General features: G+C 36.8%; 15 protein-coding genes and 3 tRNA genes. 3 read left to right on the plus strand and 15 right to left on the minus strand.

Annotated features, from left to right (window positions below; translation table 11 throughout):
• Positions 1–40: 40 nt before the first annotated feature.
• The 7 genes from porN to AB8P06_RS19245 all read right to left on the minus strand — a co-directional run bounded on the left by porN (position 41) and on the right by AB8P06_RS19245 (position 9,220).
• The gene (gene porN, locus AB8P06_RS19215; RefSeq protein ID WP_369844037.1) at positions 41–979 is read right to left on the minus strand and encodes a type IX secretion system ring subunit PorN/GldN; all 939 of its coding nucleotides are present in this window, start codon (positions 977–979) and stop codon (positions 41–43) included.
• 15 nt (positions 980–994) lie between these two features.
• Positions 995–2,587 (minus strand): type IX secretion system motor protein PorM/GldM, encoded by a 1,593-nt coding sequence (gene porM / locus AB8P06_RS19220; RefSeq protein WP_369844039.1) that lies wholly within the window; start codon positions 2,585–2,587, stop codon positions 995–997.
• A 53-nt stretch (positions 2,588–2,640) separates the two neighbouring features.
• Complete coding sequence (gene porL, locus AB8P06_RS19225) at positions 2,641–3,333, minus strand: type IX secretion system motor protein PorL/GldL (protein ID WP_369844041.1); 693 nt, start codon at positions 3,331–3,333, stop codon at positions 2,641–2,643.
• Between the two features lie 55 nt (positions 3,334–3,388).
• Entirely contained in the window at positions 3,389–4,807 is a 1,419-nt protein-coding gene (porK, locus tag AB8P06_RS19230) for a T9SS ring complex lipoprotein PorK/GldK (protein ID WP_369844043.1), read from the minus strand.
• A 153-nt stretch (positions 4,808–4,960) separates the two neighbouring features.
• On the minus strand, positions 4,961–6,814 hold the full coding sequence (gene glmS / locus AB8P06_RS19235) for a glutamine--fructose-6-phosphate transaminase (isomerizing) (protein WP_369844045.1): 1,854 nt from the start codon (positions 6,812–6,814) through the stop codon (positions 4,961–4,963).
• A 27-nt stretch (positions 6,815–6,841) separates the two neighbouring features.
• Complete coding sequence (locus AB8P06_RS19240) at positions 6,842–8,431, minus strand: DUF4270 family protein (RefSeq protein WP_369844047.1); 1,590 nt, start codon at positions 8,429–8,431, stop codon at positions 6,842–6,844.
• Between the two features lie 18 nt (positions 8,432–8,449).
• Positions 8,450–9,220 carry a glycogen/starch synthase gene (locus AB8P06_RS19245; RefSeq protein WP_369844049.1) on the minus strand — a complete coding sequence of 257 codons (771 nt, stop codon included), beginning with the start codon at positions 9,218–9,220 and terminating at the stop codon, positions 8,450–8,452.
• 170 nt (positions 9,221–9,390) lie between these two features.
• Here AB8P06_RS19245 and panC point away from each other — a divergent pair, with 170 nt between their 5' ends.
• The gene (gene panC, locus AB8P06_RS19250) at positions 9,391–10,239 is read left to right on the plus strand and encodes a pantoate--beta-alanine ligase (protein ID WP_369844051.1); all 849 of its coding nucleotides are present in this window, start codon (positions 9,391–9,393) and stop codon (positions 10,237–10,239) included.
• Between the two features lie 97 nt (positions 10,240–10,336).
• On the opposite strand, the gene AB8P06_RS19255 is transcribed toward panC, so the two are convergent.
• The 3 genes from AB8P06_RS19255 to AB8P06_RS19265 all read right to left on the minus strand — a co-directional run bounded on the left by AB8P06_RS19255 (position 10,337) and on the right by AB8P06_RS19265 (position 10,673).
• Positions 10,337–10,409 (minus strand) — tRNA-Lys (locus tag AB8P06_RS19255).
• Between the two features lie 73 nt (positions 10,410–10,482).
• Positions 10,483–10,565 (minus strand) — tRNA-Leu (locus AB8P06_RS19260).
• Positions 10,566–10,600: 35 nt separating this feature from the next.
• Positions 10,601–10,673 (minus strand) — tRNA-Lys (locus tag AB8P06_RS19265).
• A gap of 116 nt (positions 10,674–10,789) precedes the next feature.
• On the opposite strand from AB8P06_RS19265, the gene AB8P06_RS19270 reads away from it, so the two are divergent.
• The gene (locus AB8P06_RS19270) at positions 10,790–11,305 is read left to right on the plus strand and encodes a shikimate kinase (protein WP_369844053.1); all 516 of its coding nucleotides are present in this window, start codon (positions 10,790–10,792) and stop codon (positions 11,303–11,305) included.
• Here AB8P06_RS19270 and AB8P06_RS19275 read toward each other — a convergent pair.
• Positions 11,300–11,746: an RNA-binding S4 domain-containing protein gene (locus AB8P06_RS19275; protein WP_369844055.1), complete on the minus strand. Its 447-nt coding sequence runs from the start codon at positions 11,744–11,746 to the stop codon at positions 11,300–11,302. The genes AB8P06_RS19270 and AB8P06_RS19275 overlap by 6 nt on opposite strands.
• A gap of 55 nt (positions 11,747–11,801) precedes the next feature.
• On the opposite strand from AB8P06_RS19275, the gene AB8P06_RS19280 reads away from it, so the two are divergent.
• On the plus strand, positions 11,802–12,551 hold the full coding sequence (locus AB8P06_RS19280) for a hypothetical protein (RefSeq protein ID WP_369844057.1): 750 nt from the start codon (positions 11,802–11,804) through the stop codon (positions 12,549–12,551).
• A 47-nt stretch (positions 12,552–12,598) separates the two neighbouring features.
• Here the strand turns inward: AB8P06_RS19280 and AB8P06_RS19285 are convergent, their stop codons facing one another.
• The 4 genes from AB8P06_RS19285 to AB8P06_RS19300 form a co-directional block, all read right to left on the minus strand.
• Entirely contained in the window at positions 12,599–14,116 is a 1,518-nt protein-coding gene (locus AB8P06_RS19285; protein WP_369844059.1) for an FMN-binding glutamate synthase family protein, read from the minus strand.
• Between the two features lie 52 nt (positions 14,117–14,168).
• Positions 14,169–15,515, minus strand: coding sequence for a tRNA (N(6)-L-threonylcarbamoyladenosine(37)-C(2))-methylthiotransferase MtaB (gene mtaB / locus AB8P06_RS19290; protein WP_369844061.1), 1,347 nt, complete (start codon positions 15,513–15,515; stop codon positions 14,169–14,171).
• A gap of 65 nt (positions 15,516–15,580) precedes the next feature.
• Positions 15,581–16,171 (minus strand): DUF1572 family protein, encoded by a 591-nt coding sequence (locus AB8P06_RS19295; protein WP_369844063.1) that lies wholly within the window; start codon positions 16,169–16,171, stop codon positions 15,581–15,583.
• A 132-nt stretch (positions 16,172–16,303) separates the two neighbouring features.
• A complete protein-coding gene (locus tag AB8P06_RS19300; protein ID WP_369844065.1) occupies positions 16,304–18,385 on the minus strand; it encodes an FIDD domain-containing protein in 2,082 nt (693 codons plus the stop codon).
• Positions 18,386–18,391: the final 6 nt, after the last annotated feature.

Below are 18,391 nucleotides of genomic sequence, written 5' to 3' on the forward strand. Positions count from 1 at the left end.
AGTAAAAATACTCAGGTTTTCTATAATTATCAAGTGAAATTTAGTAATTCCACATTTCATTTTCCATGTCAAGAATCTGTGACTTGATTCTGTCACTTTCTTCTATCTGCTCATCAGCATTTCTTGGAATATAGTCTTTAATAGTACCATTTCCTAGTCCTGTTGAAGATTTAAAGATCACAGAAGAGAATCTTCTTGCATTGATAAGGTCGTCAAAAGATAAGTCAGCCGCTGAATTTTTTCTGTTATAAACATAATTGTTAGCTAAAACATCTCTTGCATTAGGATAGAATACCCAGAACAAATCAATCAGATCATTAGCACCATCCAAAGGTTTTCCGTCCGGTCCTAATCTACCGATCATTTGCGGATCCGGTCCCATGGCAGCAATTCCTAATGGTCTGTATTTCATCTGACCGTCTCTTTTATCAATAAACCACATACCGAATATTTTCAAAACTCTAACTTTATCCGTTGTAGTTTCATAAACGTCTGTAAGCTCTTTTTTCTCCTGTTCAGTAAGCTGACGACCACTGTTTAAGATGTTTACCGCTTCATCGTCAACACGAACGCTCACTAATCTGTCTTTGATTTGTTGAGGAGTAAGTCTTGTAACGAAGTTTTCATCATCGTAAACTTCTTTAATATCACCATTTAGAGCACCGTCCAATAATAATTTATAGAGAGATTTTGTTTCTGTAGCTAATAAGCCATCCGGATTGTTGTAGTAGAAAGGTTGATTGATCTTATCGTTCATATCAATAACTTCCCAGATATACATACTTTTCAAGATGTCCTTATCATCAACAAACCCGTATTCCAAAGGCTTTACAGTTTTATCGATAACAGTATCTCCTACTTTAATTTTGTTCTCAGCTCTCATTTTTCTGAACTCTTCCGGAGAAGAAGCGTTCAGAATAGTCTGGGAAAAAGCAAATCCCGAAACTAATACTAAAAAACTGCTAATATATTTTTTCATAATTCTCTATTAATTTTATTGGATGTTAATTAATACCGGTGAAATATTTGGAATTTTCATGTCTCCTAATCCGTTAGCGGTTGCTTTTATTTCAAAGATATATACACCATCTCCTGCTCTTAAGTTTTTAAACAATCCTGCTGCGTTTTGTAATGAATTACCTTGAATAAGCATTGATGCTCTACCAGGAACTCTTACCATGAACGATGTAACGTTGAACGATACAGGGAAATCAAAGTCCGGAATTACAGCCTGAAGATTCTGATTTTCAACTGACGTTGCCGGTAGAGTTAAAGAAACTTTTCCTCTGATCTGTCCTTGTGGCGGCGGTACATTTTTAATTCTGTACTCAAATACCTGTGAAACAGATTTTCCGTAAGGGTCAATTCCTGATAATGTAAGTTTAAGAACATTTCCTGCTCCCGGTCTTACATTCCATTTACCAGGTCCTGTACTCTTCACTGAAGCACCCGGAGCGGATAATGACAATCTTGAGTTATCAGCACCTAATATAGAACCTGAAACAGGGTTTTCAAGATTTCTATACATTACATTCATTTTATCGGCAGAAAGTAATAATCCTTTTTCAAGTTTTACTTCTCTTGGTCCTGCGATTACGTTGTAAGTATGCGTCCAAGGGAAACTCTGAGGCTTACCGCTTGCATCTGTTAAGGTAACAGTACCGCTTAATGTATGTTCTCCGATACCTGATCCTGTAATAGGGATGATACCTTTTCCGTTTTCTACTTTGCTAACTCCTGTAATAGAGATCTTGTTGCTTGTAGAATAAGTTCCCAACATTACTTTAACTTCAGCCTGCTTACCTGCCTGGATATCAACCGGACCGGAAACGATAGGCTCATAGCTAGAGAATTTAATACTTGCATCTACTTTTTCCTGTAGTAATAATGCTAATGCATCAGACTGAACGTTTCTGGCATCATTCTGGATAATCTCTAAATTTGAGATAGCCGCGATTAATGGCTGATGATAGAATTTGTTCTGGAACCAGGTTTTCTCATTCGGTGATTTTCCTTTAGGATATTCAGCGATAAGAGATTTATTAGCTCTTTCAACTAAGTCTTTCAATTGAGCGTTTTTTCCAAAAGTAGCGTTGATATAATTTCTTACATCATCTATTTTTGCTTTTAACTCCATTGCTTTTTTAGAAGGTGAATTCTCGTCACCGTCATTGAAGAAATAGTGTGTAGTAGCTTCATTATTATTAAGTGCAGCAAAATTTTCACTTACGTCAAGTTCCTTTTTTGTTTCAGGATCTCTTTCTCGAAATTCTGATTCCGTGTTCAGTGTATTTTTAATACCCTGAGCAGCGTTAACCAACGCATCGATTTTCGCTTTTAAAACTTTGTAGTCTTCCCAAGGCTGTGCATAGGTATCCGGTACCTGTTGTGCTTTAGCTTCTAAAGTTTTTTCGAAAATTTTCTCGTTCTTTCTTTCCGTTAAAGTTCTTGTTTCGTTAAGTGCTTTTGTAGAATCATAATATGATCTGATGATTTCCGCATCAATGTTTAGGGCCATCATAGCGATGAACACCAAATACATTAGGTTGATCATCTTCTGACGTGGAGTCTGTTTTCCTTGTGCCATTCTTTTTCTTTTTGTTTTGGATTAAAAATTAAATTTTAGAAATGGTTTAGAAATTAAGACTTCATAGCAGTTAACATACCACCATATACTCTATTTAAGCTATTTAAATTAGTTGTTAAACCTTGTAATTCCTGATTGAATTTTTCAGATTGCTCAGCAGACTTCTGCATATCTGCTACATATTTGTTAGCAAATTCAGATTGTCTTTTTCCGCTCTCTAACTGCATTGCATATAAAGCATTCATACTTTCCATATGCTCAGCAGCTTTGTTTAACTGATCGTTATATTTATGAGTAGAAGCAGAAACATCTACAGTCTGGTTGATTTGATCTACTGAAGTTGAAAATTTATCAATTCCTGTTCTTAATCTTTCAAATAATTGAACATCTAATTTTGCATCCTGAAGCATCTTATCCAATTTGGTTGAAAGAGAGTTTTCCAATTCTGCAAACTGAGCTGCATTATTTCTTGAAGATACATTAGAGTGTAGTGGATTAGGATTAGCATGCTTATCTAACAATTCAGGATAAACATTTTCCCAAGCATAAGACTCTTCAGATTTCGGAGGGTCAAAGGCAAAAATAATGAAGATAATAGCTTCAGTGATAAGCCCTACTGTAAGCGCTACGTTACCACTGATAGGCCCGATGTTAATGTGAGTAATTTTAAGCCAAGCTCCAAGAATTACAATTGCAGCACCGAACGAATAGAAGAAATTCATCCAAGCATCTTTAGTCTTAAACATATAAGTTAGTTTTTTTAATGATTAAATTGTTATTGAAAAATAATTGTATGGTTGATTATCTGTTAACCCTTTTTGCTTTAACAGCAGCCTCAGGAATATCCTGTACTGTTCTAAATCCAATGTAACTTCTAGCCGAATCTTTTCTTTCCCAATCTCTTGCACCAGTCATAAGCATAGCACCTATGTCTTTCCAAGATCCACCTCTTACTGATCTCTTCGTATCCTTGATATCTTTTGTAGAAGGATTTAATGTAGAAGAGAACTCGTATGAAGAATTGTTATAAGCAGATGATGTCCATTCAGAAACGTTTCCAGCCATATCAAATAACCCAAATCCATTTTTCTTAAATTTCTTTACTGGAGCTGTATATGTGTAAGTACCTTTTTTATCATCTTCCATGTAGTTACCTCTCTTAGGTTTAAAGTTTGCCAGGTAGCAACCTCTGTCATCCATTAAATATGGACCACCCCAAGGGTAAGTAGCATTTTGCATACCACCTCTCGCTGCATATTCCCACTCGATTTCTGTAGGAAGACGGAATTGTAATGGTCTTTGTTTTCTTCTTTTCAAGCTTTCATTATAATCTGTTTTCAGTTTAGATCTGAAATTACAGTATGCTCTTGCCTGATCCCAGGTTACCCCAACAACAGGATACTCTTTGTAGGCTTTGTGCCAGAAATACTGTTCAAATAATGGCTCGTTATAAGCGAAGTGGAAATCTTTTACCCAGACTGTAGTATCCGGATAGATGGCAATGCTTTCACTCTTAAGGTAGTTTGCACCTCTTTCGTTGTCAGCCACTGCTGCATCCATATCTCCCCACTGATAGTTGTATTTTAATTTACTAACATCGAGAATTCTTTCGTTACCGATTCTTGACGAAGCCGGTAAATATAAAGATTCAAGAACTTCCGCATATTCTACATCAGGATATTTAGAAGTATTCCAATGTAATGGAATTTTCCAGTCTAATCTTTTATTTACATCATAACCTCCGTCTTCTCTACCTCCTTGTCCCTCTAAATATTCCTGATACGGTGTTAAATTTTCCTCTTTTTTCGCAAGGTATGCATAATCACCTATCGTAGCACCTCTGCCGCCACCTTCACCACCTTCTCCGGCAGCTTCAGCAAGCATGGTTCTAGCAATAGAATCTCTTACATAATTAATGAATACCCTGTACTCTGCATTAGTAGTTTCTGCTTCATCCATAAAGAAAGATGAAACGGTTACTGTTTTCAATGATGCTTTCTCAGGAGTATTAGTCATATCCTGATCGGCTAAACCTGCAATGAATGATCCTGCAGGAATCGCAACCATACCGTATGGTCTTTCCGCAACAAATGATTTCGTTTTTTCTCTAGGTATCAATTCTCCTTTTGTTCCTGGTTTCCCTACAGAAGAAGATCCACCACCTGAACAAGATACCGACGCTACCGACGCAGACAATAATAAAAGAAATATCCTTTTCATGTTAATTTTTATAATTAAGCCGTAAATATATAATTTTTTTAAGAAACTTTTAAGATTTTTTTTGAAATAACGAAAGAAATCTAAATTTATTTTATTTACAAGTATTTTTTTATTCTATTCTAACGAAACCCGTTTATTTTATGAACAAAATTTCTATTCTACCGTAACAGATTTTGCCAAGTTTCTCGGCTGGTCTACATTTGCCCCTCTATATACAGCAATATAGTAAGCTAAAAGCTGTAAAGGTACTGATGCTACGATAGGTGAGAAGCATTCTGAGGTCTCAGGAATTTCAATTACATAGTCTGCCATTGCACTTACCTGAGTATCTCCTTTATTTACTACAGCTATAACTCTTCCTTTTCTGGCCTTTATCTCCTGAACATTACTCACGATTTTATCATAATGACCTTTTTTAGGTGCGATGATTACAATCGGCATGTTTTCATCGATCAGAGCGATCGGGCCATGCTTCATTTCTGCAGCAGGATATCCTTCGGCATGTATGTAAGAGATTTCCTTCAGTTTTAATGCTCCTTCCAGTGCAGCAGGATAATTGTATCCTCTTCCTAAATATAGGAAATTGGTTGCACTTATAAAATCTTTGGCAATATTCTGAGTCAGCTCATGGGTCGTATTTAATACTTCTTCGATTTTCTTAGGTATCGCATCCAATTCTGAAATCAGGCTCATGAATTCTGCATTTCCTAAGTTACCATTATGTTTTCCTAGTTTAAAGGCAATTAAAGTAAGGATAGTAAGCTGGGCAGTAAATGCTTTTGTAGAAGCAACCCCGATTTCAGGTCCGGCATGGGTATATGATCCGGCATCTGTAATTCTTGCAATAGACGAATCTACCACGTTACAGATTCCATATATAAATGCGCCTTTTTCTTTTGCTAATTTTAAAGCAGCCATGGTATCAGCTGTTTCTCCTGATTGAGAAATCGCAATAACCACATCTTTATCCGTAATAATAGGATTTCTGTATCTGAATTCCGAAGCATATTCTACTTCAACAGGAATTCTTGCATATTCTTCAATAAGATATTCACCGATAAGACCTGCATGCCAGGAAGTACCACAAGCAATAATAATAATTCTGTTGGCATTCTTAAATTTCTCTACATGATCCCAGATCCCGGCCATTTTAATTACGCCTTCGTCTACAAGCAGTCTTCCTCTCATTGTATCATGAACAGATTTCGGCTGTTCAAAGATTTCTTTAAGCATGAAATGTTCGTAGCCCCCTTTTTCTATCTGCTCAAGGCTTAATTTCAATTCCTGAATTTCGGCTTCTATTTTAGAATTGTCATTGATCGTTCTGATATCTACTCCTTTTTCCAAAGAAATAGTCGCCATATGCCCTTCTTCAAGGTAGATCGCTTCTTTTGTAAATTCTACGAAAGGAGAAGCGTCAGAGGCAATAAAGTATTCTTTTTCACCAATTCCGATTGCTAAAGGAGAACCTAATCTTCCTACCACTAAAACTCCCGGATAATCCTCGTGCATTACGGTAATAGCATAAGCGCCATACACTTCATTAAGTGCATACCGTACTGCTGTAGGGAATTCTGTCCCGGGGTTGATATCCATAAAATACTGAACCAGGTTTACCAGTACTTCAGTATCGGTTTCAGATTTAAAAGTAAATCCTTTTTCCTTAAGCATTGTTTTAATGGTATCATAGTTTTCGATAATACCATTGTGAATAATGGCAATTTTACCATTATTGGATAAATGCGGGTGAGAGTTTCTGTCGCTGGGAACTCCGTGAGTTGCCCAACGTGTATGCCCCATTCCTGTTGTTGCAATACCTTTCAACTGCTCAGAAATACCAACAAGATCGTCAACTTTCCCTTTTGTTTTTTCTACATTAAATTTGTCATTTGCATTCTCCAGAACGATTCCGGCACTGTCATAACCTCTATATTCTAGTCTTCTGAGACCATTAATTACAATATTATAGGCATCTTGAAAGCCTGTATATCCTACTATTCCGCACATATTTTATGAAGTGTTTGTTTAAATTTTTTATTTTGTTCCGTAAGTAACTATTAACTTAGCCTTATTGGCGTTTGTTGCCTCAGTATCAGATCCTACAAAGACAGCTCGAGTTCTGTTATAAGCTCTGGAAGTATATTTTGCTCCTGCTAAACCAGTATTATCTGAAGTAGCCAGGAAACTTCCCATATCGATTCTGAAATATAAAGTAGCTCTTTTAGTAGCGTCATAATCTGCTTTTTCTACAAGATCTTTTACAGATTTTGTGACAACAAAGTCATAGTGTGCCGGAGTTTCATCTAAATCATAAGACTTATAGATAGTATATCCTGTGAGACCTGAAAAATTAATCAGATCATCAGTGAAAGAAGTTACTAATTTAGGTTGACCATCAGCATTAGGTTTGGTAATATCTTTATATTTCTGTAAGAAAGTAAATGCAGTTGGGTTTGTATATTTAGTATCCCATGAATTTTTATCTGTATAGATTCTGATTTTAGCACTAATGATTGCTGCTTTATTATCATTATACAGTTTCTTAAGCTTATCTATCTCCCCTGAAGGAATTTTAATCCCAATTGAAGGACCTCCCATTCCCTGAGCATATAATTTTTTGTCTCCTATTATCTGATTCCCTGTAACCGCAGTTGATAATGCAGATCCTGTTCTGTCATATTCATACTGTCCTATATGGGTATTTCCGGCACCTAAAGCAAATGTGTAAGTAGCCTGTGGTCTCGTCGTAGTACCATTATCTGTTTTATCATACTTATAGTACATGATCAACTCTGTATCATTCGGAGAAAACTGGAATAAATAACCGTCATCTTCCGCTACAGAAATTCTAAGACCTTTGAAATGTCTGATGAAGTTGGCTGCATCCTGAAGTTCAGGTTTTCCTTTTTTGTCGATAATTTTCTGCTGGAATACATCTTTGTTCAGCTGAATTCTGAAATTCGGTGTAGTAGAAGTTGCAAACAATGATGAATTATCAGAATCTTTGGTAATGGTTACAACACTTGCCTTTCCATTCAATTCTTTTGAGCCTAATAAAGTGGCATCGTAAGCAAAAGTTGCATTGGATTTAACAGAGTCTGTTGCCCCTCTTAAGAACTCAGTAACTTCATTTACGTTGATATGCAATGTTTTTTTAGCCTTACCATATTTATTGATAGAATATGTTTTCACTTCTTTTTTAGCAGCTACATTTCCGTCCGGGTAAACATAGTTTTCATCAGTAGTGGTCGTTAATGAATCTGTTGCATAAGTCGGTTTCATTACCAGAACCACAGAGTCAACCACGGCATTGGTTCCGAAATCAGGATTATAACTGGTCAATCTCAACTGAGTAATATAAGATGCTCTCTGCATTCCGAACTGTCCTTCATTGAAGGCGCCCAGAACTGCCGCTCCCAATTGGGTAGCATCACTTTTAATACTATCATTATTGATAATGTTATACGCAATAACATCATAAGGTTTTTCATTACCCTGAGCTGCGTCTCCCAAAAACAACTGCTCGCCTAAAGAATCCGGATCCGGTTCACAATTATATAGCAATGCACTTCCAAAAATCGCCAAAGAAAGAATGGCGAAAGCTCTTTTAATAATATGAGTCATTAAAATGTGTGTTTTATTTTAATAAAGTTTGTTTATAGAATCTATATCAAGGTATTCCGATTTCGGAGTTGAAGTCTCGTTGAAGGCTTTATCTAATTCTTCATTAAGGAATTCATCTCCTTTCACTACACCATCTACATAGTTCATACTTTCAATCACAAAGGTTTGAAAGCTCGGATTATCTAACGCTTTTAACCCGGAAATATTATCGAATTCCAGTTTTTCTCCTATTTTTTCGTTTAAAGGAGCATCTTTCTCATTATATAAGGAAAGCACGATTTTAGCGTCTTTAAAATAAGTGTCAGATTTATAGTATGTTTTAAGGTAGATCGGCACAAAAGAAGCCATCCATCCGTTCAGGTGAATTACATCCGGAACCCAATTAAGTTTTTTAATGGTTTCTATTACTCCTCTTGCAAAAAATATTGCTCTTTCATCATTATCATCAAATGAAACCCCTTCGTCATCAAAATAATATTGTTTTCTTTTGAAATACTCTTCATTGTCTATAAAGTAAACCTGAAGTCTTTCCCCCGGAAGAGACGCTACTTTAATAATCAGAGGCTGATCAAGATCATTAATAATAATATTCATCCCTGAAAGACGAATAACCTCGTGGAGTTGGAACTTTCTTTCACTTATTTGTCCAAATCTTGGCATAAAAACTCTTACATCATTGCCTTCATTGTGCATTTTAAGTGCCATTTTGTTTACCACTGCAGCCATATTGGTGTCTTCTTGATATGGATACATCTCTGTAGTAATGTACAGTATTTTTTGATTCGGCATAAACTTCTATCTAATTTTTGTAAAAATGCTTTAATGTGCAAAATTACAAAAAAACATCCAACATTATTTTAATTAACATTTTTTTACGATAATTCCCATTTTCAAATTATCAAAACCACAGCTTATTATATGATATTTTTAGTATTTTTGAATTACTATTAAAATCAACTATGGAAGTTTTAAAAAATAAAAAAACACTTCAGGATTTCATTGAAAGACAGAAAGAAATGGGTAAAAAAATAGGATTTGCCCCTACCATGGGAGCCCTGCATAATGGCCATCTTTCACTGTATGAAGCTGCCAGAAATGAAAATGATCTTGTTATTTCTTCAATTTTTGTTAACCCCACTCAATTCAATAATGCCGAAGACCTGGAAAAATATCCGAGAGATATCAACAGAGACCTTCTTATTCTGGAAAATTCGGGTTTGGTAGATGCCGTTTATATCCCGGAAGTGGCAGATATATATCCTGAAAAAACAGAAAGTCAGCATTATGATTTTGATGGTCTCGAGAATGAAATGGAAGGCAAGTCAAGACCCGGCCATTTTGATGGTGTCGGAACTGTAGTAGAAGAGTTTTTCAGACAAGTACAGCCTGACAATGCTTATTTTGGAGAAAAAGACTATCAGCAATTGGCCATTATCAGAAAAATGGTTGAAAAGAAAAAGCTTCCCGTAAAAATAACAGGCGTTTCGATCTACCGGGCAAAAAACGGACTGGCCTTAAGTTCAAGGAATCAAAGACTTCATGAAGACAGAAGAGAAGCCTCAAAAATCATTTATGAGACCCTGAAGAAAGTTACCGATTGGTTTAGAGTAATTACGGTTCCTGAGATCAAAGAAAGAGTAGTGGATATTTTTGATCATCAGCAGGGAATGAAACTCGAATATTTCCTTATTGCTGACGAAAAAACATTAAAAGAAACCGATTTTTTTTACAAGGATAAATCTTACAGAGCTTTTATCGTAGTGGTGGTAGATGGTGTGAGATTAATTGACAATATGCATCTTGATTAGCCGGATCAATAAAAAATCAAAGGCTTCCTGACGGAAGCCTTTGAACACCAAATCACAAAATATTAATATGAAAAAAATTTACTTTTCAGTAAACTTGTGACCCGGCTGGGATTCGAACCCAGGACCCATACATTAAAAGTGTATTGCTCTACCAGCTGAGCTACCGAGTCGGCCACATTTTTGAAATATAAATATAAAATTTTTATCTATATTATAATCAAAAATATTATTTTTCTTTTGCAGTGCCTGCGACTGGACTCGAACCAGCACATCCTTAGGAAACCACCCCCTCAAGATGGCGTGTCTACCAATTTCACCACGCAGGCAAAAAAATTACAGAATTTAGTAATATTTTTGCTAGTGACCCGGCTGGGATTCGAACCCAGGACCCATACATTAAAAGTGTATTGCTCTACCAGCTGAGCTACCGAGTCGGCCACTTATTTTAAACAATTTTCATTTAAGTAATGTCCCTTGTTTTAAGTGGTGCAAAGATATAGCTTTTTTTTATTTCTCAAAACTTTTTCGCAAATTTGTTTAAAAAAAATTCATGATAATTTCACTGGTCGGATACATGGGAAGTGGCAAAACACACGTTTCCAAAATTTTAAGCGAAAAAATAAATTTTAAATTAATTGACCTTGATAAAGAGATTTCAAGAAGGAAAAAATTAACCATTCCCGAAATCTTCGAGAAAAAGGGCGAAATTTACTTTAGAAAGCTTGAAAGAGAAGTTTTAGAAGAGATCCTGGCAACCCAAGAAAACCTTATTTTAAGTCTTGGTGGCGGGACTCCGGTTTACTATAACAATATGGAAATTATTAATCATAATTCCCAAAGTGTGTTTTTAAGAGCTTCCGTTGCTACATTATCAGAAAGGCTTTCAAAACAGAAAGAAAAAAGGCCTTTAATTGCCAATGTTTCTGATGAAAACCTTCCTGAGTTTATTGCCAAGCATTTATTCGAAAGAAACGAATTTTACAGCAAGGCACAGTTTATGGTAAGCACAGATTCCAGAGAACCTGAAGATATCGTAAATGAAATTATTGAAAAACTGTATTTATAGATCTTTTTCAGCTTCATTTTCATCATCATCTGTTTCACCAAAAAAATCATCCCAGTCTGTAAAATCTGCTGTAATATCATTCCCTACATAGTCGTCCATGTCTCGTCTGTCTTTTTTGGTAGGCCTTCCCTCGCCCCTGTTTCTGTAATAATCCTGAGACATTTTACGTAGTTTGAGTAATTCATACTGCTCTTTATCGGTGATATCTCTTATGTGCAGAGGAACCAATTTTGCTCCGATCCTGCTTTTAGGGATCTGGATCACTTTAATTTTATAGTCAATCTGATTTTTACGGATCTTGATTTCATCCCCTTCTTTTACCTCTTTAGAAGACTTTACAGCGGAGATTCCAATGGAAACTCTGTTTTTCTTAATTTCCTCTGCTGCAATACTTCTCGTTTTATAAAAGCGAATGCTCCATAAAAATTTATCTATTCTCATAATTTTTTATACTTTTGCCGTTATATTATTTGTAAAGTAATTAAAGTTTTTTGAAATGAAAAAAATATTTTTATATATCCTTGCCGGATCTTTGTGTTTCTCTGCCTGTAAAAAAGATGACGACGTAGAAACATTTGTAGAGCCTGAAGATATTGCGGTAAGAAATACTTATGATGACCAGGCTATCCAAAAATTCCTAGACGAAAATTATCTGGATACGCAGGGAAATATAAAAGCTTTCAGCAGTTCCGATGCTTCTGATGATAACGAGAAGAAATTATCTGAGCTGAATCCCGTAAAACTGCCATCCGGTGTTATTTATATTGTAAGAGCCGGTGCACAGCCTTCTCCGGGAGCAACGATAGGAACCAACACCCTTATCAAAACCATGATGAAAGCAAGCTATTATCTTGCTACTGAGACGGATGGAAAAGGTGTATTTGGTCCTACTTTAAGCGGAACGATTTTAAATACAATTAACGGAACCGGTTCTCCTGTTACCGATCCTCAGTTCTACTATGTGAAAAATGCAGTTATAAACAATCCTGATCTTACTGGTGCAGCAAAAGAAAGAAGCTATTACGAAATTGAAGGTTTACAAGAAGGTTTGCAACACTTCAAAGGTTTCCAGAATATGTCAGACGGAGATCCTTATAATCTGCAAGGGGTAATTATTGTACCTTCAAGAGCTGCTTTTGCGAGAGATTCTCATTTTAATTACACGGGCTATTCTCTTAAAAATGTCTCATTTGTCTTTAACTTTCAAATCTACGATGCGAGGACCAGACAAACCAGTGAGGAATAAAATAAAAAAAACGCTTCAGATATCTGAAGCGTTTTTTTATTCTCTGTTTAGAATCTTGCTTTCTGTTTTACATTTCCTAAAATATCAGGGAAGTAAAGATCTGCCAGATGATCAAATTCATCTCCTCTCATAAACATAGAGGCATCCACTTCTTCATAAGAGCTTCTGCCGGCTGCCGCGATCAGTTCATTACAGGTATGAAGTGTATTTTTATGAAAATGATAAACCCTTTCACTTTTATCAGTAACATCCAATCCTTTGATCAGCATTTTATCCTGGGTCGCAACTCCTGTCGGACAATTGTTTGTATTACATCTTAAAGCCTGGATACAACCTAAAGAAAACATAAATCCTCTGGCATTGTTACACATATCGGCACCCATGGCAACAGCTCTCAGAATATCCAGACTGGTAAGTACTTTCCCGCTTGCAATGACTCTTAATTTATCTCTTAGATTATAACTGTTCAGCGTTCTGTTCACAAAAATCAAAGCAGGTTCCAATGGCATTCCTACTCCATCTGAAAATTCGGGTGGTGCAGCTCCTGTTCCTCCTTCTGCTCCGTCTATCGTGATAAAATCCGGATAAATCTTTAAAACATTCATCTGAACGCAGATATCTTCAAATTCTTTTGTATCTCCAATACATAATTTAAAACCAACAGGCTTTCCTCCTGAAAGTTCTCTTAACTGCTGTACAAAGTTCAATAGTCCTGCTGCATTCGAAAAAGCAGAATGTGATGGCGGGGAAATAACGGTCATTCCCGGTGTGACGTGACGGATTTTTGCAATTTCAGGGGTATTTTTTACTCCCGGTAAAACGCCTCCATGTCCCGGTTTTGCTCCCTGAGACAATTTGATCTCAATCATTTTCACATTCGGAAGGTTGGAATATTTTGTAAATAATTCAGGATTAAATTTACCTTCTTCATCCCTGCAGCCAAAGTATCCGGTTCCGATTTGCCAGCATAAATCTCCTCCTTCCAGGTGATGGGGAGAAATACCTCCTTCTCCGGTATTATGGTAAAAATTCCCTTTTTTTGCGCCTCTGTTCAGCGAAATCTGAGCCCTGTCACTTAAAGCACCGAAACTCATCGCCGAAATATTGAATAAAGAAGCATGATAAGGCTGTGTGCACTGCTCACCTCCTACCCATACTCTTGGCAGTTCTTCTGAAGGCGATTTGGCATAAATGGAATGTTTTATCCCTTCATATTTTCTGTGATTAACTTCTAATTGGGTTCCGAAAGCAACAGTATCACTCAGGTTTTTCGCACGTCTGTAAACGGCGGAACGCTGGTTTCTGGGAAATGGTTTCCCGTCTGTTTCTCTTTCGATAAAGTATTGTTGCATTTCGGGTGAAATACTTTCAAAAAAATACCGGAAGTAGCCCAGCACCGGAAAGTTCCTCAAAATAGCGTGTTTTGACTGGTAAGCATTGTACACGCCTAATGCATAGATAGCGGATAACAGCGTGGGTATCCAGTAATGCGCTCTGATTAGCAATGCTACAACCCATGTAGCAATGACTAATACAATTCCCCAAGATAAAAACTTATCTCTCATGAATGTAGTATTTAAAAGTTAAAATAAATTTAGTGGAAAATTTGCAATAAGACTATGCTTTTGCTAAAAAACTTTCGTAAGAAGAGTGCACAGAAACTGTGCCATCTGACAGGATTTTTTCTAAATTCAGAAATTCGATTTGATTGACAGTTGCAGGATCAAAGTCTTTCTGGACTCTCACATAATTTTCTGTGAAGCCAAACATTTTCCCGCCTTTATTTTCATGCTCCCAAAGTACAGGAAGCGTTTTCCCAAGCTGGGTCTGATAAAATGCCATTTTCTTCTTTTCAGAAAGGATTCTGAGCATTTTATTGCGTTTTTTTCTTTCAGAGACAGGAACTACGCCTTCCATTCCGACTGCTTCTGTATTTTCTCTTTCGGAATAGGTGAAAACATGCAGGTAAGTGATAGGAAGCTCATTCAGGAAATTATAGGTTTCCATAAATCTTTCTTCCGTTTCTCCGGGAAATCCTACGATTACATCAACACCAATTGCCGCATCAGGCATTACCTCACGGATTTTGCTTACCCTTTCTCTGTAAAGCTTGGTAAGATAACGGCGCTTCATTTTTTTCAGTAAATCATCACATCCGGATTGTAAGGGAATATGGAAATGCGGAACAAAGCTTCTGCTCTTGGAAACCAGCTCTATGCTCTCATCCTTCAACAGATTGGGTTCAATGGAAGAAATACGTATTCTTTCAATTCCATCTACCTGATCCAACTCCGTAATCAGATCTAAAAAGGTATGCTCATGTTTTTTATTTCCGAACTCACCTTTTCCGTAATCACCGATATTTACTCCGGTAAGAACGATTTCTTTGATATCTCTTGCCGCAATTTCTTTGGCATTTTTAAGAACGTTTTCAATGGTATCGGAACGAGAAATTCCTCTTGCCAATGGTATTGTACAATAGGTACATTTGTAATCACAGCCATCCTGAACTTTCAGAAAAGCCCTGGTTCTGTCACCGATTGAATAACTTCCGATAAAGAAATCGGTTTCTTCAATTTCACAGGAGTGCACGATTCCTTCACTTTCAGATTTTTCTAAATCATCAAGATAGCTCAGTATATTGAACTTTTCTTTAGCTCCCAAAACCAAATCAACCCCTTCAATCTGGGAAATCTCTTCGGGTTTCAACTGTGCATAGCATCCGACAATAACTACTAATCCTTCAGGATTGGCTTTCATGGCTCTTTTCACGTGAAGTTTACATTCACGGTCTGCATTTTCGGTTACGGAGCAGGTATTGATCACATAGACATCTGCTTTATCATCAAAACTCACCTTATCATAACCTGAATCTGTCAATTGTCGGGCAATAGTAGATGTTTCCGCAAAATTTAATTTGCAGCCGAGGGTATGAAATGCAGCAGTTTTATGAAAAGTAGACATTTGTAGTCCTGAATTTTATGGGTGCAAAGATAGCAATTTTAATAAAAACTCTGAATTGATTCAGTCTATTGTTTATATTCGTCTCTTACTTCCGGGCTATTCTGATAACAAACCGGCGAGGAATTGGCGTTTGAATCATCTCCGGAAAATTTATTTTTCATTTCAGAATTAAATTCCTGTGATTTGTTTCTGGCAATAGAAAGGGTTTTCCAGTCTTCATTCTTTATCATTTTGGCAATGTAGACGATCTGCCCGATATGATACGGATAATGGGCCAACTGACGGAAAACTGCATCAATAACCGGATGCGCCTCTCCTCTTATATAAATGGTGGAATATAAGTTTTCATCATTAATCTGTTCCAGAGCATCAAAAAAGCATTTCCAGCCTTTCTCCCAAAAATCAAGAATATCCTGTTTGTCTGTAAAGGTACTTACAAATTCTTCATCGCGGTTTCTCGAAGCCTTTTCTCCGTCTTCAGTTAAGAAATTCGTCCATCTTGAAAGCATATTTCCTGCCATATGTTTTACAATAATCGCAATCGAATTGCTTTCTTCATTGTACTGCCATAGAAACTGTTCATCAGAAAGCTGTTCAAATGCTTTATCTCCGAGAGATTTGTAATACTCAAAACGTTTGATAAAAAGATCTTTCATACTGTTTTAAAATAAAAACCAAGTTAGCACTTTTCCTGTATATGAATTGCAATTGCATTTTTTAAAATCCATTATACCTGTACAAAAATTAAAAAGCCATCCTATTAAAGATGGCTTTTATTTATTATTAATTTATTCCCTGTTTTTTACCAGAACCCAGCTTGAAAATTTGAAAGCAGTGCTTTTCTTATCATTCTCATTCCAGGTTACAGAATACCAGTAAGTTCCTGTTGGTACTTTCCTGCTTCCATTTGTACTTCCGTCCCATTTGTAGCCGTTTGTTTTATCAGCCTGGTGTACTTTGTTACCATATCGGTCATAAATGTTGATAATCAGGTTTTGTTTATAAGCCAATGCTGAATAATCAATCACATCGTTGATTCCATCACTGTTTGGCGTGATCACATTGATCATGTTAGGAACAGTAACCGTAATATCGATCGGATCACAATCATAATCATCTTTCACATAAATATGAACATCTCCTCTCGGAAGATCTGAGAATGTATTGGAATCCTGCCAGTTGATATTATCGATTGAGTATTTATATGGCGGTGTTCCTCCGATTACATTTACCGTAATGCTGTTATTGGTAATATCTACATTGGTAATAACAGGTTGTTCGGAAGGATAAACTTTTACCGTTTGAGTGGTGAAACATTCTCCTGTTTTTAATTTTACCCAGTAAGTTCCTACACCCACATTGTTGATAGCTTGGGTAGTGGCTCCTGTGCTCCATTCATATCCGTCAAAACCGGGTCCTGCATCAAGAGTGGTCGTATCTTCCATACATATGATCTTATCGATAAGAACGGCAGATTTCACCGGTGGTAAAACGATCAGAGTCACTTTTGCTATAGTATAACATCCGTTTCCATTGGTCACTCTTACGTACACCACTCCGTTTGGAGCGATATAAGCTGAAGGGGTTCCGATTACATTGGTCATATTGATCGCATCGGTTAAAGACGGGTAATATGTTTTCGTAACTCCCGGCTGAGTGGTCACACCTGCAGCAGTAAGGTTGAACGAAGCTGTTGAAGGATTAGATTCGATGAAACATGATCTCAGGGTAGCTTCATTGACTACAACCACAGGGTAAAATTTTAATGTGATTTTGGCTGTAGCAACACATCCGTACTCAGAGGTTACTTTTACATATACTACTCCTTCAGCAGAAAGATATGCAGTAGGACTGGTAATCTCATTCGTTCCTGCGTTAAGATCATTCATCGAAGGGTAATATTTTTTCACAACTGTAGGATCGGCGATCACATTCGCAGTTGTTAAATCAAATACAGCAGTTCCTGCATTGTTATTATTACATTCCGTTAAGGTAGCATCATTTGCCGTGATAGATCCGTCTTTGAATTTGAATTTACCCGTTTGTCTGCATTTATTGATAGGGTTGGCAGGATTGGCAGGATCTGAATAACTGATGCTGTAATAGTAAACCGTGGTCGTATTTACCATAATCGGAGCAGTAATAGGATTGTTTCCTGTCAACGCATCATTTTGGCTTGTATGATAAGATACATTGAAGTTAGGGTTTCCATTAAGGATACCTGCTGTTAATGTACTGAAATCAAAAACCACGGAACTCGAACAGATAACCACTTCTCTTGGATCCGCAGGATTAGCTGCAGGAATTCCAGGAGGTGTAAACGGATGCGGCTGGATCGTAGGATCTGTAAAAGGAGAAGCCAAAGTAGCCGTTCCACCCCAGGTCAAATTAAACGTATACACTGTTGTTGAATAATTATCAACATATAAAAAATACGTTTCGCCGGGAAGAACATCCAGATATTTTACAAAACCGTCTCCGAAACCGGGCCCTTCACTGGTATCTGTAGCTGTCATATTCATTCCTGTAGGATAACCCGCAATCGTACCGTCGTTGGAAGAACATCTTATGGGAGTTCCTTTGGTTGCGCAGGTTTTATTGGGTCCGTAAATCGCCCAGTCATAATCCACCGGACCGGTCGGATTAATTTCAAAGGTAAGAGTACCTCCTGTAGCAATGGTAAATGTATACCATGCTGAATTGTGCTCTGACTGTAAACAGCCGCCTAAACTTTCATTTACAGCACCTATTCCCGAAGGAGTATAAGTAATATCTGAATTACCACAAACTGCTAATGCAGATGAACAATCTGCCTGGGAAAAGAAAATCTGTGAAACAAATAAAAAAATAAAAAGTAGATTTTTTCTCATAAAATA

The organism is Chryseobacterium tongliaonense (assembly GCF_041224435.1).
Classification (GTDB): Bacteria; Bacteroidota; Bacteroidia; order Flavobacteriales; family Weeksellaceae; genus Chryseobacterium; species Chryseobacterium tongliaoense.